At 72.7% G+C, this 14,074-nt stretch carries 15 protein-coding genes; 10 read left to right on the plus strand and 5 right to left on the minus strand.

The genetic code is table 11. The annotated features are described in order from the left end of the window. Positions 1-3: 3 nt before the first annotated feature. The 4 genes from ACOJV9_RS00395 to ACOJV9_RS00410 are packed head-to-tail and all read left to right on the plus strand — an operon-like array spanning position 4 to position 3,647. The gene (locus ACOJV9_RS00395) at positions 4-753 is read left to right on the plus strand and encodes a cytochrome c biogenesis CcdA family protein (RefSeq protein WP_420183202.1); all 750 of its coding nucleotides are present in this window, start codon (positions 4-6) and stop codon (positions 751-753) included. Continuing rightward, the gene (gene resB, locus ACOJV9_RS00400) at positions 753-2,345 is read left to right on the plus strand and encodes a cytochrome c biogenesis protein ResB (RefSeq protein ID WP_420183203.1); all 1,593 of its coding nucleotides are present in this window, start codon (positions 753-755) and stop codon (positions 2,343-2,345) included. The genes ACOJV9_RS00395 and resB overlap by 1 nt, the downstream gene beginning before the upstream one ends. Next, complete coding sequence (gene ccsB / locus ACOJV9_RS00405; protein ID WP_420183204.1) at positions 2,342-3,328, plus strand: c-type cytochrome biogenesis protein CcsB; 987 nt, start codon at positions 2,342-2,344, stop codon at positions 3,326-3,328. Before resB ends, ccsB begins: the two co-directional genes overlap by 4 nt. A gap of 7 nt (positions 3,329-3,335) precedes the next feature. Then, entirely contained in the window at positions 3,336-3,647 is a 312-nt protein-coding gene (locus ACOJV9_RS00410) for a DUF4229 domain-containing protein (RefSeq protein ID WP_420183754.1), read from the plus strand. A gap of 96 nt (positions 3,648-3,743) precedes the next feature. Here the strand turns inward: ACOJV9_RS00410 and ACOJV9_RS00415 are convergent, their stop codons facing one another. The 3 genes from ACOJV9_RS00415 to menE are packed head-to-tail and all read right to left on the minus strand — an operon-like array spanning position 3,744 to position 6,060. Next, on the minus strand, positions 3,744-4,628 hold the full coding sequence (locus ACOJV9_RS00415; protein ID WP_420183205.1) for a 1,4-dihydroxy-2-naphthoate polyprenyltransferase: 885 nt from the start codon (positions 4,626-4,628) through the stop codon (positions 3,744-3,746). A gap of 12 nt (positions 4,629-4,640) precedes the next feature. Further along, positions 4,641-4,889 (minus strand): PLDc N-terminal domain-containing protein, encoded by a 249-nt coding sequence (locus ACOJV9_RS00420; RefSeq protein WP_420183206.1) that lies wholly within the window; start codon positions 4,887-4,889, stop codon positions 4,641-4,643. Between the two features lie 4 nt (positions 4,890-4,893). Next, complete coding sequence (gene menE / locus ACOJV9_RS00425) at positions 4,894-6,060, minus strand: o-succinylbenzoate--CoA ligase (RefSeq protein ID WP_420183207.1); 1,167 nt, start codon at positions 6,058-6,060, stop codon at positions 4,894-4,896. A gap of 46 nt (positions 6,061-6,106) precedes the next feature. Here menE and ACOJV9_RS00430 point away from each other — a divergent pair, with 46 nt between their 5' ends. Further along, the gene (locus tag ACOJV9_RS00430; RefSeq protein ID WP_420183208.1) at positions 6,107-6,562 is read left to right on the plus strand and encodes a hypothetical protein; all 456 of its coding nucleotides are present in this window, start codon (positions 6,107-6,109) and stop codon (positions 6,560-6,562) included. 101 nt (positions 6,563-6,663) lie between these two features. Then, a complete protein-coding gene (gene glpK, locus ACOJV9_RS00435) occupies positions 6,664-8,181 on the plus strand; it encodes a glycerol kinase GlpK (RefSeq protein WP_420183209.1) in 1,518 nt (505 codons plus the stop codon). 37 nt (positions 8,182-8,218) lie between these two features. Here the strand turns inward: glpK and ACOJV9_RS00440 are convergent, their stop codons facing one another. Further along, positions 8,219-9,169, minus strand: coding sequence for a 1,4-dihydroxy-2-naphthoyl-CoA synthase (locus ACOJV9_RS00440; RefSeq protein ID WP_420183210.1), 951 nt, complete (start codon positions 9,167-9,169; stop codon positions 8,219-8,221). Positions 9,170-9,200: 31 nt separating this feature from the next. On the opposite strand from ACOJV9_RS00440, the gene ACOJV9_RS00445 reads away from it, so the two are divergent. Genes ACOJV9_RS00445 through ACOJV9_RS00460 form a run of 4 tightly spaced genes read left to right on the plus strand, consistent with a single transcriptional unit; the run spans position 9,201 to position 12,628 of the window. Next, entirely contained in the window at positions 9,201-9,605 is a 405-nt protein-coding gene (locus tag ACOJV9_RS00445) for a VOC family protein (protein ID WP_420183211.1), read from the plus strand. Then, positions 9,602-10,585, plus strand: a complete 984-nt coding sequence (locus tag ACOJV9_RS00450; protein WP_420183212.1) for an o-succinylbenzoate synthase — start codon at positions 9,602-9,604, stop codon at positions 10,583-10,585. Before ACOJV9_RS00445 ends, ACOJV9_RS00450 begins: the two co-directional genes overlap by 4 nt. Beyond that, entirely contained in the window at positions 10,582-11,310 is a 729-nt protein-coding gene (locus ACOJV9_RS00455) for a VOC family protein (RefSeq protein WP_420183213.1), read from the plus strand. The genes ACOJV9_RS00450 and ACOJV9_RS00455 overlap by 4 nt, the downstream gene beginning before the upstream one ends. A 28-nt stretch (positions 11,311-11,338) precedes the next feature. Further along, on the plus strand, positions 11,339-12,628 hold the full coding sequence (locus tag ACOJV9_RS00460) for an MFS transporter (RefSeq protein ID WP_420183214.1): 1,290 nt from the start codon (positions 11,339-11,341) through the stop codon (positions 12,626-12,628). 25 nt (positions 12,629-12,653) lie between these two features. On the opposite strand, the gene ACOJV9_RS00465 is transcribed toward ACOJV9_RS00460, so the two are convergent. Then, entirely contained in the window at positions 12,654-14,060 is a 1,407-nt protein-coding gene (locus ACOJV9_RS00465) for a mycothione reductase (protein ID WP_420183215.1), read from the minus strand. Positions 14,061-14,074 lie beyond the last annotated feature (14 nt).

Consider the following 14,074-nt stretch of genomic DNA (forward strand, 5'->3'; position numbering starts at 1 on the left):
CTGATGCCCGACACGATCGCCTCCGGAGCGCTGCCCCTCGCCGTGCTCGTGGCAGCGCTGGCCGGTCTCGTGTCGTTCGCCTCGCCCTGCGTCCTGCCGCTCGTGCCGGGGTTCCTCGGCTACGTCACCGGACTGAGCGACACCGCGCTGGAGCACCGCTCGCGCGGTCGCATGGTCCTCGGCGCGGTGCTCTTCGTCCTCGGCTTCGCGGTGATCTTCGTGGTCGGCTCGATCTTCATCGCCTCCCTCGGCCGTGCGCTCGTCGAGCACCGGGTCGCGCTGATGCGGGTCGGCGGCGTCCTCGTCATCCTCATGGGGCTGGTCTTCCTCGGCGTCGGTGCGGGCGCCGGCTCCCAGCGGCAGCTCGCGCCACGGTGGCGGCCCCGGGCCGGGCTCCTGGGCGCACCGCTGCTCGGAGCGGTCTTCGGCCTCGGCTGGGCGCCGTGCACCGGCCCGACGCTGGCGGCCGTGCTCACCCTGTCGGCCTCGACCACGAACCCGAGCACGGGTCGTGCGGTCACCCTCGCGACGGCATACGCCCTCGGCCTGGGTCTGCCGTTCGTTCTCGCGGCGGCCGGGATCGAGCGGTTCGGGCGGGTCTCGGGCTGGGTGCGCCGGCACCACCGCGCCGTCCAGCTCGTCGGCGGCGGGCTGCTGATCGTCGTCGGGCTGCTCCTGGTCACCGGTGTCTGGGAGGAGCTGACCCGCTGGCTCCAGGCCGAGCTGGTCTCCGGCTTCGAGGTGGCGATCTGATGAGCCTGTCGACCCAGCCCACCGATCCGCGCACCGACCGCGACGACGTCACCCAGCCGCAGCTCGGGCCGGTCGGGCTGCTGCGCTTCGCGTGGCGCCAGCTGACCTCGATGCGCACCGCGCTGTTCCTGCTGCTGCTCGTCGCCGTCGCCGCCCTCCCGGGCTCGATCTTCCCCCAGCGCTCGATCGACGCAGTGCGCACGGCCGAGTGGATCGCCCGCCACGAGACGGCCGGGCCGATCCTCGACACGCTCGGCTTCTTCGAGGTCTACGCCTCGCCGTGGTTCGCCGCCATCTACCTCCTGCTCTTCGTCTCGCTCGTCGGCTGCGTCCTGCCCCGGTCGAAGATCCACTGGAGGGCGATGCGGTCCCAGCCGCCGCGGGCACCGAAGCGGCTGGAGCGCCTGTCCGCCCACGACTCGGTGACGGTCGACGGCGCCCCCGACGAGGTCCTGGCCGACGTCCGGGCGGCGCTGCGGGCCTCCCGGTTCCGGACCCACTCGCACGACGCGATCACCGTGTCGGCGGAGAAGGGCTACCTCAAGGAGACGGGCAACCTCTTCTTCCACCTCGCGCTCATCGGCGTCATCGTCGGCATGGCGTGGGGCCACCTGCTCGGGTGGAAGGGCGACGTCATCCTCCCGGTCGGCCAGACCTTCGCCAACACCGCCGTCCGCTACGACGCGATCAGCCCCGGCCCCCTCGTCGACACCGCCGACTTCCGCCCCTTCACGATGAAGCTCACCAGGTTCGACGCCGAGTTCGAGACCGACGTCATGGGCGAGGGGCAGTTCGGCTCGCCACGGGACTTCACGGCATACGTCGACTTCACGAAGGAGCCCGGTGCCGAGGTCGAGCAGAAGGTCATCCGGGTCAACGGCCCGCTCGAGACCGGCGGCGGCACCGCGTTCCTGCTGGGCAACGGCTACGCGCCCAAGATCACCGTGCGCGACGCCGCGGGCGAGGTCCTCTACTCGGAGGCGACGCCGTTCCTCGCGCAGGACAACAACTACACCTCCGTCGGGGCGGTCAAGGTCGCGGGAGCGGGACCGGCGGGCAAGCAGCTCGGGTTCGCGGGGCTGTTCCTGCCGACCGCCGTGCTCGACGAGCAGGGCCCACGCTCGGTCTTCCCCGACGCGCTCGAGCCGGCGCTCGCGCTGTCGGCCTTCGAGGGGACGCTCTTCCCCGAGGGGCGGCCGCAGTCGGTGTACTCGCTCGACACCGACGAGATGACACAGCTGAAGAACACCGACGGCTCCGACCTGCTGCGCATCTGGCTCACCCAGGGCCAGACCTACACGCTGCCCGGCGGCCAGGGGTCGATCACCTTCGACGGGCTCGAGCGCTTCGCCGGCATCTCGATCCGCAGCGACCCGGGCAAGGAGCTCACGCTCGTCTCCTCGCTCGTGGCCCTGCTCGGGCTCATCCTGTCGCTGACGATCCGCCGGCGCCGGGTCTTCGTGCGGGTGGCGCCCGGCACGGACGAGGGACGTACCGTAGTGAGCATCGGCGGACTGGCCAAGGACGACGACGAGGGCATGGGCGAGCAGCTCGAGGACGTCCTCACCCGACTGAAGGAACGACGCACGTGACGAACGAGACCCTGGCGAGCTACGCCAACCTCAGCCTCTACTCCGCCATGGCGGTGCTCACCCTGTCGATGCTCGGGTATGCCGGCTACCTGGCGTGGCTGATCCCGGCCCGCGACGCACGGGCCGAGTCCGCCGACGCGCGCGAGCGTGAGCTGGTCGCCGCCGGTGGCGGCGCGGCGAAGGCAGGCGCGGGGCGCGAGGCCCCGGCCGGCTCGAGCGCCGCCGGTGAGGTCGTCGTGCCGCTGCGCGCCCGCAAGGCCGCCGGCGTCGCCCACACGCTGGCGCTGCTCGGCACCGTGCTCCTCTTCGCCTCCGCCGCGTTGCGCGGCGCCTCGGTGCAGCGGTGGCCGCTGGGCAACATGTTCGAGTTCGGCGTCGCCGCGGCCCTCTTCACGATGGTCGTCTTCGTCGTCCACGGGATGCGCCGCGACCTCACCTGGCTGGGGCTGTTCGTCGTCACGCCCGTGCTCATCCTGCTCGGGCTGGCCAACACCGTCTGGTACACCGAGGCTGCCGAGCTCATGCCGTCGCTCAAGAGCATCTGGCTCGTCATCCACGTCACCGTCGCCACCATCTCGGTGGGGCTGTTCGCGGTGGGTTTCGTCATCGCGCTGCTCTACCTGGCGCAGGACCGGTTCGGGTCCGACCGGGGCGTGCTGCGTGGGCTGCCGGAGGGCAGGACGCTCGAGCGGCTCACCTACGGGCTGCACATCATCGCCTTCCCGCTGTGGACGTTCACCCTCATCGCCGGGGCCATCTGGGCCCGCCAGGCGTGGGGCTCCTACTGGAACTGGGACCCCAAGGAGGTCTGGACCTTCATCATCTGGGTGGTCTACGCGGCATACCTGCACGCCCGGGTGACGCGCGGCTGGCGCCGCCAGTCGGCGACGTGGGTCGCGGTGGCGGGCTTCGTCTGCATCATCGTCAACTACGCCGTCGTCAACGTGTACTTCGTCGGCCAGCACTCGTACTCGGGCCTCTGAGGTGAGCATGGTCCGCTACCTCGTCCTGAGGACCCTCATCTTCACCGGTTGCCTCGCGGCGACCTGGCTCCTCGGGCTGCGTGACCGCGAGGAGCAGCTGCTCGCCGTCGTCATCGCGGCGATCGCCTCGCTCGTCATCTCGGCGTTCGTGCTGAAGCCGTTCCGGCAGCAGGCCTCGGCCGACATCGCGTCGAAGGTGGACCGCCGCGCCGAGCGCAGGCGCACCGCGGCGACCGACGAGGACGCCGAGGACGCCGAGCTGCGTCGCCCGGACCCTCGCCCCTCCACGCGGGACGACAGCGCCTCCGACTTCCGCTGACGCCGGCTTCCCCCGCGCCTCCCGAGCGGGCTACTGCACCGTAGGGCGCGTGATCGCCCGCCTTCCTGTGCAGTAGGCGCGGCGAGAGGAATGGAGTCAGGCGAGGGTGCGGGAGGCGACGACGCCGGCGAGGACCGTGACGGCATACGCCAGCTCGTACCGACCGGTGGAGCCGAGCACCGGCACGAGCCCACGTCCGTGCGTGCCGCCCATGACGACCTTCACGGCGCCGGCGACGACGACGAGCGAGAGCAGGCCGAGGAGCGCCCAGACGTCCCACACCGCCATGACACCGACGGCGAGGGCGCTCGCGACGATGAGGCCGAGCCAGAGGCGGCGCGTGCCGGTGTCGCCGAGGCGCACGGCGAGGGTGCGCTTGCCCGACTCGGCGTCGGTCGGGATGTCGCGCAGGTTGTTGACGACGAGGATGGCGGTGGCGATGGCCCCGACGCCGACGGCCGCCGCGAGACCGAACCACGAGAGCGCGCCGGTCTGCGCGTACATCGTGCCGAGGGTGGCGACGAGGCCGAAGAAGACGAAGACGAAGAGCTCGCCGAGCCCGCGGTAGCCGTAGGGGTTGTCGCCGCCGGTGTACTTCCAGGCCGCAAGGATGGCCAGGCCGCCGATGGGCAGCAGCACCCACGCCTCCGCCAGCGCCACCAGGGCCAGACCGGTGACCGCCGCGAAGCCGAGCGACAGGAACGCCGCCGCCTTGACGTTGCGCGCGACCGCGAGCCGCTGCCCGACGAGCCGCACGGGGCCGACGCGGGAGTCGTCGGTGCCGCGGATGCCGTCGGAGTAGTCGTTCGCGTAGTTCACGCCCACCTGGAGGGCGAGCGCGACGACCGCGGCGAGGATCGCGATCCCGAGGCTCGGCTCCGAGTGCTGGGCGGCTGCGGCGGTGCCGATGACGACGGGCGCGACGGCGGCGAAGAGGGTGCGAGGGCGCGCACCGGCGACCCACTGTTGGAACGTGGCCATGAGGGGAGGTGCCTAGAGTCCTTTGAGGAAGTCGGGGTCGTCGTCGGGCCCGCGGGGCAGTTGCCGGCGCGGCGCCGGGGTCGCCTTGGGGCGACCGGCGAACAGCCACGCGAGCGAGCCCGCGATCGGGAACAGCAGGATGACGAACACCCACACGAGCTTGGGCAGGCCCCGGACCGCGCCGTCGTCGCTCCTGATGCAGTCGACGACGCAGTAGATCGACAGCGCGAGGGAGACGATCACGGGCAGGATGCGGAGCACGTGCTCATTCTCCCACGGCGGCGAGCAGCGCCCGGATGGCGGCACGGTCCGGCTTCCCGGGGCCCCGGGTGGGGATGGCGTCCACCTCCCGCACCGCTCGGGGCAGGGCATGGTCGGGCAGTATGCCGCGCAGCCGCTCACGCAGCTCGCCCACGTCGAGCGGGGGCCGGGTGGTGGCGCTCGGCTCACGCACGAGCAGGACGGCGAGGCTCTCGCCCCACTCGGGGTCCGGCACGCCGACGGCGACAGCCTCGCGGATCCCGACGAGTCCCGCGACGGCCTCCTCGACGGCGCGGGGGGCAACCTTGAGCCCGCCGGTGGTGACGAGGTCGTCGACCCGGCCGTGCACGTGCAGGAGCCCCTGCTCGTCGACGTGTCCGACGTCGTCGGTCCGGAAGACGCCCGGCTCGGGGAAGGCCGCGGCGGTCAGGGCTGGCTCGCCGAGGTAGCCGGCTGCGACGACTGCGCCGGTGAGGTGGATGCGGTGGTCGGGGCCGAGGTGCACGCCCACGCCGTCGAGCGGCCGGCCGGAGTAGACGCAGCCGCCCGCGGTCTCCGACATGCCGTAGGTCGTGACGGCCGTGACGCCGGCGTCGGCCGCGCGGGCGAGCAGGTCGGGATGCGTGGCGGCGCCGCCGACGAGCACCGCCGCGAACCGGGCCAGCCGGCCGCTCGCCCCCGCGTCGGCGAGCAGGCGGATGAGCTGGGTCGGGACGACGGAGACGTAGGCCGGTCGGTCCGTGCTCGGCATGGCGTCGACGGCCGCCGACCAGCCTTGCGGGGTGAACCCGCCGGCGAGGTCCATGACGTGGGGCGTGGTCCCGGCGACGAGGGACCGCAGCAGCACCTGGAGCCCGGCGACGTGGTGTCCGGGCACGGTGAGCAGCCACTGGCCGTGGCCGCCGAGCCGCCCGGCGGTGGCCTCGAGGCTGCTGCGCAGGTTCGTGGCGGTGAGCATGGCTCGCTTCGGCGTACCCGTCGAGCCGGAGGTCCCCACGACCACGGCGAGGCCGTCGGGGAGCCCGCCCGGCTCGGTTCCGGACAGGTCCGGGGGAGGCGAGCCGACGGCATACGGGGCGACGGGGGAACCGCCGTCGAGGGCCTGCGCGAGCCGAGGGAGGACGTCGAGCGCGGCGGCGCCGGAGGGCACGGCGAGCGGCTCGATCCTCATGGCGCCCACTCTAGGCAGCACCGCACTTCGTGAGGATGATGGCCGCATGGACCCCGAGTTCGCCGCATACCTCGACAGGGTGCGCAGCCACCGGGCCGAGCTCGGCGAGTCGATGGCCGCCCTCGACGCGGCGCTGGCGCTGCCCGTCGGCCTCGGTGCGCTGTGGCGCCGGCGGGTCCGGGCGGCGCTGACCGAGCTCGCCCACGACCTGCGCGACCACCGTGCCGTGACCGAGGAGCCGGGTGGGCTGTATGCCGACGCGGTCTCGCGGGCTCCGCGCCTGGCGTCGCTGGCGAAGCTGCAGATGGACGAGCACCTCGACTTCATCGAGGTCGTCGAGCGGCTGCTGGGGGAGCGGGAGGCCGGGCTGCGCGACCCCGGCGCCATCGCCTCGCACCGGGAGGCGGCGACCGACCTCGTCGGCCGGATCGTCCGTCACCGCCAGCGCGGGGCCGACCTCATCTACGAGGCGTACGAGGTGGACATCGGCGGCTCGGGCTGACGACCGACGGCCCAGCGCCGGACGACTCGTGCTGGTGCGCGTCGTCGGGGAGGGGCCCGTGCACGCCACACTGGGCTCGACCTCACTGACAGGAGAGCACCATGTCCGGCTACGTCGGCGCCATCGACCAGGGCACCACCAGCACGCGCTTCATGGTCTTCGACCACGGCGGCACCGAGATCGCCCGGCACCAGCTCGAGCACGAGCAGATCCTGCCGCGGCCCGGCTGGGTCGAGCACAGCCCCTTCGAGATCTGGGAGCGGACCAGCTCGGTCATCAAGACCACCCTGGCCCGGGCCGGCATGCAGGGCTCGGACCTCGTGGCCCTCGGCATCACGAACCAGCGCGAGACGACGGTGGTGTGGAACCGCCGGACCGGCCGGCCCTACTACAACGCGATCGTGTGGCAGGACACCCGCACCGACAGCATCGCCAAGGCGCTCGACCGGGACGGCCGCGGTGACGTCATCCGGCGCAAGGCGGGCCTGCCGCCCGCGACCTACTTCTCCGGCGGCAAGATCCAGTGGATCCTCGAGAACGTCGACGGCGTGCGCGAGGCCGCCGAGGCCGGTGAGGCCGTGTTCGGCAACACCGACTCGTGGCTGCTCTGGAACCTCACCGGTGGCACGGAGGGCGGGGTCCACGTCACCGACCCGACCAACGCCAGCCGCACCATGCTCATGGACCTCGAGACCCTGCAGTGGGACGACGAGCTGCTCGGGATCTTCGACGTCCCGCGACAGATGCTCCCCGAGATCCGGCCCTCCTCCGACCCGACGCTCTACGGGCACACCCTCGAGAACGGCCCGCTCGGTGCCGCCGTCCCCCTGGCCGCCAGCCTCGGTGACCAGCAGGCGGCCATGGTCGGGCAGGTCTGCCTGGCGCCGGGCGAGGCGAAGAACACCTACGGGACCGGCAACTTCCTGCTGCTCAACACCGGCACCGAGCTGGTGCGCTCCGAGAACGGGCTGCTCAGCACCGTCTGCTACCAGTTCGGCGACCAGCCGCCGGTCTACGCGCTCGAGGGCTCGATCGCCGTCACCGGCTCGGCGGTGCAGTGGCTGCGCGACCAGCTCGGCATCATCTCCGGGGCGTCCCACAGCGAGACGCTGGCCGGGGAGGTCGACGACAACGGCGGGGTCTACTTCGTGCCGGCCTTCTCGGGGCTGTTCGCGCCCTACTGGCGCTCCGACGCCCGGGGCGCCATCGTCGGCCTGTCGCGGTTCAACACCAACGCGCACATTGCCAGGGCGACCCTGGAGGCGATCTGCTACCAGAGCCGCGACGTGGCCGACGCCATGGAGAAGGACTCGGGCGTCACGCTCGAGGTCCTCAAGGTCGACGGCGGCGTCACCGCCAACAGCCTGTGCATGCAGATCCAGGCGGACGTGCTCGGGGTGCCCGTGAGCCGGCCGGTCGTCGCGGAGACGACGGCCCTCGGCGCGGCCTACGCCGCCGGCCTCGCCGTGGGCTTCTGGGAGGACCCCGAGGAGCTGCGCCGGAACTGGAACGAGGACACGCGCTGGGAGCCGACGTGGACCGAGGAGCAGCGTGAGGCCGGCTACCGCGGCTGGCGCAAGGCGGTCCGGCGCACCCTGGACTGGGTCGACGTGGAGTGACCCCGCCGCAGCCCCACCGCCCGCTCGGTGACGACGGTCAGAAGTACCAGGGGAAGGGCGACCAGTCCGGCTCGCGCTTCTCGAGGAACTGGTCACGCCCCTCGACGGCCTCGTCGGTCATGTAGGCAAGGCGCGTCGCCTCGCCGGCGAAGACCTGCTGGCCCATGAGCCCGTCGTCGGCGAGGTTGAACGCGAACTTCAGCATCCGCTGCGCCTGCGGCGACTTGGACATGATCTCGCGCGCGACCTGGAGGGCGTCGGCCTCGAGCTCGGCGTGGTCGCTGACGATGTTGACCGCGCCCATGCGGTGCATGTCGTCGGCGGAGTAGGTGCGGCCGAGGAAGAAGATCTCGCGGGCGAACTTCTGCCCCACCATCTTCGCGAGGTAGGCGCTCCCGTAGCCGCCGTCGAAGGAGCCCACGTCGGCGTCGGTCTGCTTGAAGCGGGCGTGCTCGCGCGAGGCCATCGTCAGGTCGCAGACGACGTGCAGCGAGTGGCCGCCGCCCGCCGCCCAGCCGTTGACCAGCGAGATGACGACCTTGGGCATCGTGCGGATGAGGCGCTGCACCTCGAGGATGTGCAACCGTCCGCCCTCGGCCTTGACGCGCCGATCGTCCACCCCCGACGCCGTGTCGTCGTCGGCGTCCGGCGCGGCGTACTGGTACCCGCTGCGGCCGCGGATGCGCTGGTCGCCCCCGGAGCAGAACGCCCACTTCCCCTCGCTCCCCGTGCCTGCCGGGCCGGGACCGTTGCCGGTGAGCAGCACGACACCGACGTCGGGCGTGCGCCGAGCGTGGTCGAGCGCGCGGTACAGCTCGTCGACCGTGTGCGGCCGGAAGGCGTTGAGCACCTCGGGCCGGTCGAAGGCGATGCGCACGCAGCCGAGGTCACGGGCGCGGTGGTAGGTGATGTCGGTGAAGCCGAAGCCCTCGACCTCGTCCCAGGCCGCCGGGTCGAACGTCTCACTCACGCCGTCGATCGCAGTCACGGGCGCGAGCCTATCCGGGCACACTTGGGCCATGGCACTGCTCTGGTACACCCTCGTCGTCGACGCCCACGACATGGCGGCGCAGGCCCGCTGGTGGGCCGAGACGCTCGACTGGAAGATCGGCTACGAGGACGACGAGGAGGTCGTCGTCGCGCCGCACGACGCGACCGAGGACCCCGTCGAGACCCTCGCGGAGTGGCGGCGCCAGCCGCAGGAGCTCGTCTTCGTCCAGGTCGAGGAGTCCAAGACCCTCAAGAACCGCCTCCACATCGACCTCGCCCCGCACACGAGCCAGGACCGGGACGCCGAGATCGCGGCCCTGCTCGAGCGCGGCGCCACCCACGTGGACGTCGGCCAGCCGGACGACGTCACCTGGACCGTTCTCGCCGACCCGGAGGGCAACGAGTTCTGCGTCCTCTCCTCGCGCGACCGGTGAGCGAGCCCTCGCTCGCGGACCTGCTCGACACCGTGCGGGTCGTGTCCATCCCGCTCAGGGTGCGCTTCCGCGGAGTCGCCGAGCGGGAGGTGGCCCTGCTCGAGGGGCCGGCCGGCTGGGGCGAGTTCGGGCCCTTCCTCGAGTACGGACCGGCCGAAGCGGCGCGCTGGCTCTCGTCGGCGGTCGAGGCGGCCTGGCTCGGCCGGCCGCCCACCGTTCGCACCCGGGTGCCGGTCAACGCGACGGTGCCGGCAGTGACCCCCGACGCCGTCCCCGGCGTCCTCGCGCGCTTCCCGGGGTGCACGACCGCCAAGGTCAAGGTCGCCGAGCGCGGTCAGTCGCCCGACGACGACGTATGCCGGGTGGCCGCCGTCCGTGCCGCGATGGGCCCGCACGCCCGCATCCGGGTGGACGCCAACGGTGGATGGGACGTCGACACGGCGGCGGAGGTCCTCGGCCGGCTCGCGCCCCACGGCCTCGAGTACGCCGAACAGCCGTGCGCCGAGGTGGAGGAGCTGCGCGACCTGCGGATCTCGTTGGCGCGCAGGGGCATCGACGTCCCGGTTGCGGCGGACGAGTCGATCCGCAAGGCGGAGGACCCCATGCGGGTGCGCGACCTCGATGCCGCCGACCTCATCGTCATCAAGGCTGCGCCCCTCGGTGGGGTGCGGCGGGCCCTCGACATCGTGGCCGAGTGCGGCCTGCCCGCCGTGGTCTCCTCCGCATTGGACACGAGCGTCGGGATGGCGTCCGGAGTCGCGCTCGCGGCCGCCCTGCCGCAGCTCGACCACGCCTGCGGCCTCGGCACGGTGGCTCTCCTCGACGGTGACGTCACGGCGGACTCGCTGCTGCCCGTCGACGGCCAGCTCGCCGTCCGCTGCGTGAGCGCCGACGCCGCGCTGCTGGACCGCTGGTCCGCTCCACCCGACCGCGTCCGCTGGTGGCGCGACCGCCTCTCTGCCGCATGGGAGCTCGCATGATCGACATCCGCTGGGTCTGGGCCCTCTTGGACACCCCGACGGCCGACGCCGACCGATCGGGCGACTTCTGGGCGACGGTGACGAGGTCCCGTCTGTCACCGCCGTTCGGGAGGCACGGGGAGTTCGTCACGCTGCAGCCGGAGCGCGGTGACGCCTGGGTCGCGCTGCAGCGCATCGGGAGCGGCGGTGGTGGGATCCACCTCGACCTCGACGTCGACGTCCCCGTCGCGGAGGCCGCCGCGGAGGCCCTCAGGCTGGGCGCGGAGGAGCTCACACGTCGCGACGGCGTCGTCGTCCTGCGGTCGCCCGCAGGGCTCGTCTTCTGCCTCACGACGTGGGAGGCGACCGGCTCGGCCACGAGGCAGGAGCGCCGGGACCAGCCGGACCTGCTCGACCAGGTCTGCCTCGACATCTCTGCCGACGACTACGCCCGCGAGGTCGACTTCTGGGAGACGCTCACCGGCTGGCCGAAGCGGCCCGGCTCCCTCCCGGAGTTCGTCTCGCTGACCCGGCCGGACGGCATACCGCTGCGGTTCCTCCTGCAACGCCTGGGTGAGCCGACCGGCACCGCTCGTGCCCACCTCGACGTCGCGACCCTGGACCGAAGCGCCACCCGGGAGGCGCACGTCGCCGCGGGCGCGCGAGTCGTCTCGGACCAGGAGTTCTGGACCGTCATGCGGGACCCGGTCGGCCGGACCTACTGCCTCACCGACCGGAGCCTCTGACCGCACTCCGCGACCGTAGGCTCGCCGCGTGCCGCTCCTCCTCGACCTGGAACCGTTGCGGAGCAACCTCGACTACCGGCGGCTGTATGCCGGGTTCACCCTGTCGAACGTCGGCTCGCAGCTCGCCGTGGTCGCCATCGGCCTGCAGGTCTACGAGCTCACCCGCTCCACGGCCGCGGTCGGCCTCGTCGGGCTCTTCGCCCTCGTGCCGCTCGTCATCATGGGGCTCTACGGCGGGACCCTCGTCGACCACTTCGACCGGCGGGTCGTCGGCCTCGCCGCGCAGTCGGTGGCGTTCGTCGTCAGCCTGCTGTGCGCGCTGCAGGCGTGGCTGGGCAACACCGAGGTGTGGGTCCTCTACGTGCTCGTCGCCGCGTGGAACGCCGCCTTCGCGGTGTCGTCACCGGCCCGCACCTCGATCTACCCGCGCATCCTGCGGCGCGACCAGCTGCCGGCGGCCAACGCACTGTCGGTCTTCGCGATGAACGCCTCGATGACGGTCGGGCCGCTGCTCGCCGGTGTGCTCGTCGACGTCGGCGGGTTCCGGACCGCCTACACGGTCGACGCGGTCATCACCACCGCCGCCCTGTGGGGACTCGCGCGCCTGCCCTCACTGCCGCCCGAGCCGGTGGACGGCGTCGAGGGACGCGGGACGGGCCGGCGCGCACCCGGCCCACGGTCGGTGCTCGACGGCTTCGCCTTCCTCGCGACCCGACCCAACGTGCGGATGACCTTCGTCGCCGACATCGCGGCCATGGTCCTTGCCCAGCCGCGGGTGCTCTTCCCCGCGGCCGGGGCGCTGATCTTCGGTGGCGGCGCGACGACGGTCGGGGCGCTGTCGGCGGCCGGCGCGGTGGGAGGGATCGGCGCGATGTTCTTCTCCGGACGGCTCGGCTCGGTCCACCGGCAGGGGCTGGCGATCGTCGTCTCGGTGGCCGGCTGGGGTGCCGCGATCGCCGGTCTGGGGGCGGCGATGCTTCTGGCCGGTGAGGTCCTCACGCGCGGGCAGGCGCTCTGGGTGGGGCTGTTCGCGATGGCAGTGGCGGGCGGTGCCGACTCGGTGAGCGCGGTCTTCCGGACGACGATCCTGCAGTCGGCGACCCCCGACCACCTGCGTGGCCGGCTGCAGGGCGTCTTCATCGTCGTCGTCGCGGGCGGTCCGCGGCTCGGGGACCTCATCGGCGGGTTCGTCGCCGAGCACGCCGGCGAGGGGCTCACGGCGGTGCTGGGCGGGGCGGCGTGCGTCGCGGCGATCGTCGTCCTCGCCCGCGTGCAGCCCGGCTTCCTGCGCTACGACGCGCGGCACCCCACGCCCTAGCGCCGCGGGGCGATGGGCTCGGCGATCAGAGCTCCAGGCCCAGCAGAGCGTTCTCGACGACCTCGGCGAGCGCCGGGTGGATCCAGTACTGCCCGCGCGCCACCTCGGTCGCGGACTGCCCGAAGGACGCAGCCTGGATGAGCGGCTGGATGAGGGTCGAGGCCTGCGGCCCCAAGCAGTGCGCGCTGAGGAGCAGCCCGGTGTCGGGGTCCGCGTAGACGGTGAGGACGCCGGTCGTGTCCTCGAGTGCCCAGCCGTATGCCGTGTCACCGAAGTTCTGCGTGTAGTGCACGTAGGGCGTGCCGGACTCGTCGAGCTCGGACCGCGTCGGCCCGAACGCGGCGATCTGGGGGTGCCCGAACACCGCGTGCGGGACGTAGCGGTGGTCGCTCTCCATGGGCGCCCCGGCGATGCGGCCGGTGTCGACCGCGAGGTTGTGGGCGACGACGCGCGCCTCGTGGTTGGCGACGTGCTTGAGCTGCCACGCGTTGGCGACGTCCCCGAGGGCCCAGACGCCCTCGGCGGTCGTGCGCTGCTGGGCGTCGACGACGACGACGCCACGAGCGTCCAGCTCGATGCCACCGGCCTCGACGCCGAGACGGGAGCCGTTGGGCGTGCGGCCGACAGCGACGAGCACGGCGTCGGCCTCGACGTCGGTGTCACCGTCGAGGCCCTTGAGCGAGAGGGTCCAGACACCGGCGTCGCTGCGGGAGGCGCTGGCCACCTGGGTCTCGAGCCGGAGGTCGTGGCGGCCCCGGGCCAGCTCGGTGTAGCGGCGGGAGATGTCGGCGTCCTCGGTGCGCAGGAGCGCGCCGGAGCGCTGGATCTGCGTCACCTCCACGCCGAGCGCGGCGAAGACGTGGGCGAACTCGCAGGCGACGAACCCGCCGCCGACGATGGCCATCCGCCGCGGGAGCTCGTCCATGCGCATGACGGTGTCGCTCGTGTGCACCCCGCGGGCCGGGTCGGCCCGGTCGAGCCCGTCGACGTCGAGGAGGTCGGCGCGCGACCCGGCAGCGACGACGACGCGGTCGGCGGTGATCTCCTCGCCCGTCGACAGCGAGAGGTGGCGCGGCCCGACGAACTCGGCTGTGGCGGCATACACGGTCACGAAGCCCTGGCTGCGGCGGTAGCGCTCGCCGCCGGCCGCGATCTGGTCGATGCGGTCGGGAAAGATCCGGTCACGGATCGCCGGCCAGTCGACGGTCACCTCACCGTCGATGCTCACCCCGAGGCGCGCGGCGTCGCGGCTCTCGAGCACGCGGTCCGCGGGAAGGACGAGCATCTTGGTCGGGATGCACCCCACGTTGAGGCAGGTGCCGCCGAACGTGCCCTCCTCGACGATGGCGATGTCGAGCCCCTCGAGCTCCGGGGTGACGAGCGAGTTCCCCGACCCGGTGCCGATGATGATGAGGTCGTGGTGCGTCGCCATGCCGTTCAGCGTAT

It is taken from the genome of Knoellia terrae (assembly GCF_048606435.1).
GTDB classification, from domain to species: domain Bacteria; phylum Actinomycetota; class Actinomycetes; order Actinomycetales; family Dermatophilaceae; genus Knoellia; species Knoellia terrae.

Coding starts and splice junctions, on each gene's coding strand:
- ACOJV9_RS00465 (WP_420183215.1), bottom strand. CDS start 14,060: ATGGCGACGCACCACGACCTCATCATCATCGGCACCGGGTCGGGGAAC.
- ACOJV9_RS00445 (WP_420183211.1), top strand. CDS start 9,201: ATGGCACTGCTCTGGTACACCCTCGTCGTCGACGCCCACGACATGGCG.
- ACOJV9_RS00415 (WP_420183205.1), bottom strand. CDS start 4,628: ATGGCCACGTTCCAACAGTGGGTCGCCGGTGCGCGCCCTCGCACCCTC.
- ACOJV9_RS00430 (WP_420183208.1), top strand. CDS start 6,107: ATGGACCCCGAGTTCGCCGCATACCTCGACAGGGTGCGCAGCCACCGG.
- menE (WP_420183207.1), bottom strand. CDS start 6,060: ATGAGGATCGAGCCGCTCGCCGTGCCCTCCGGCGCCGCCGCGCTCGAC.
- glpK (WP_420183209.1), top strand. CDS start 6,664: ATGTCCGGCTACGTCGGCGCCATCGACCAGGGCACCACCAGCACGCGC.
- ACOJV9_RS00455 (WP_420183213.1), top strand. CDS start 10,582: ATGATCGACATCCGCTGGGTCTGGGCCCTCTTGGACACCCCGACGGCC.
- resB (WP_420183203.1), top strand. CDS start 753: ATGAGCCTGTCGACCCAGCCCACCGATCCGCGCACCGACCGCGACGAC.
- ACOJV9_RS00410 (WP_420183754.1), top strand. CDS start 3,336: ATGGTCCGCTACCTCGTCCTGAGGACCCTCATCTTCACCGGTTGCCTC.
- ACOJV9_RS00395 (WP_420183202.1), top strand. CDS start 4: ATGCCCGACACGATCGCCTCCGGAGCGCTGCCCCTCGCCGTGCTCGTG.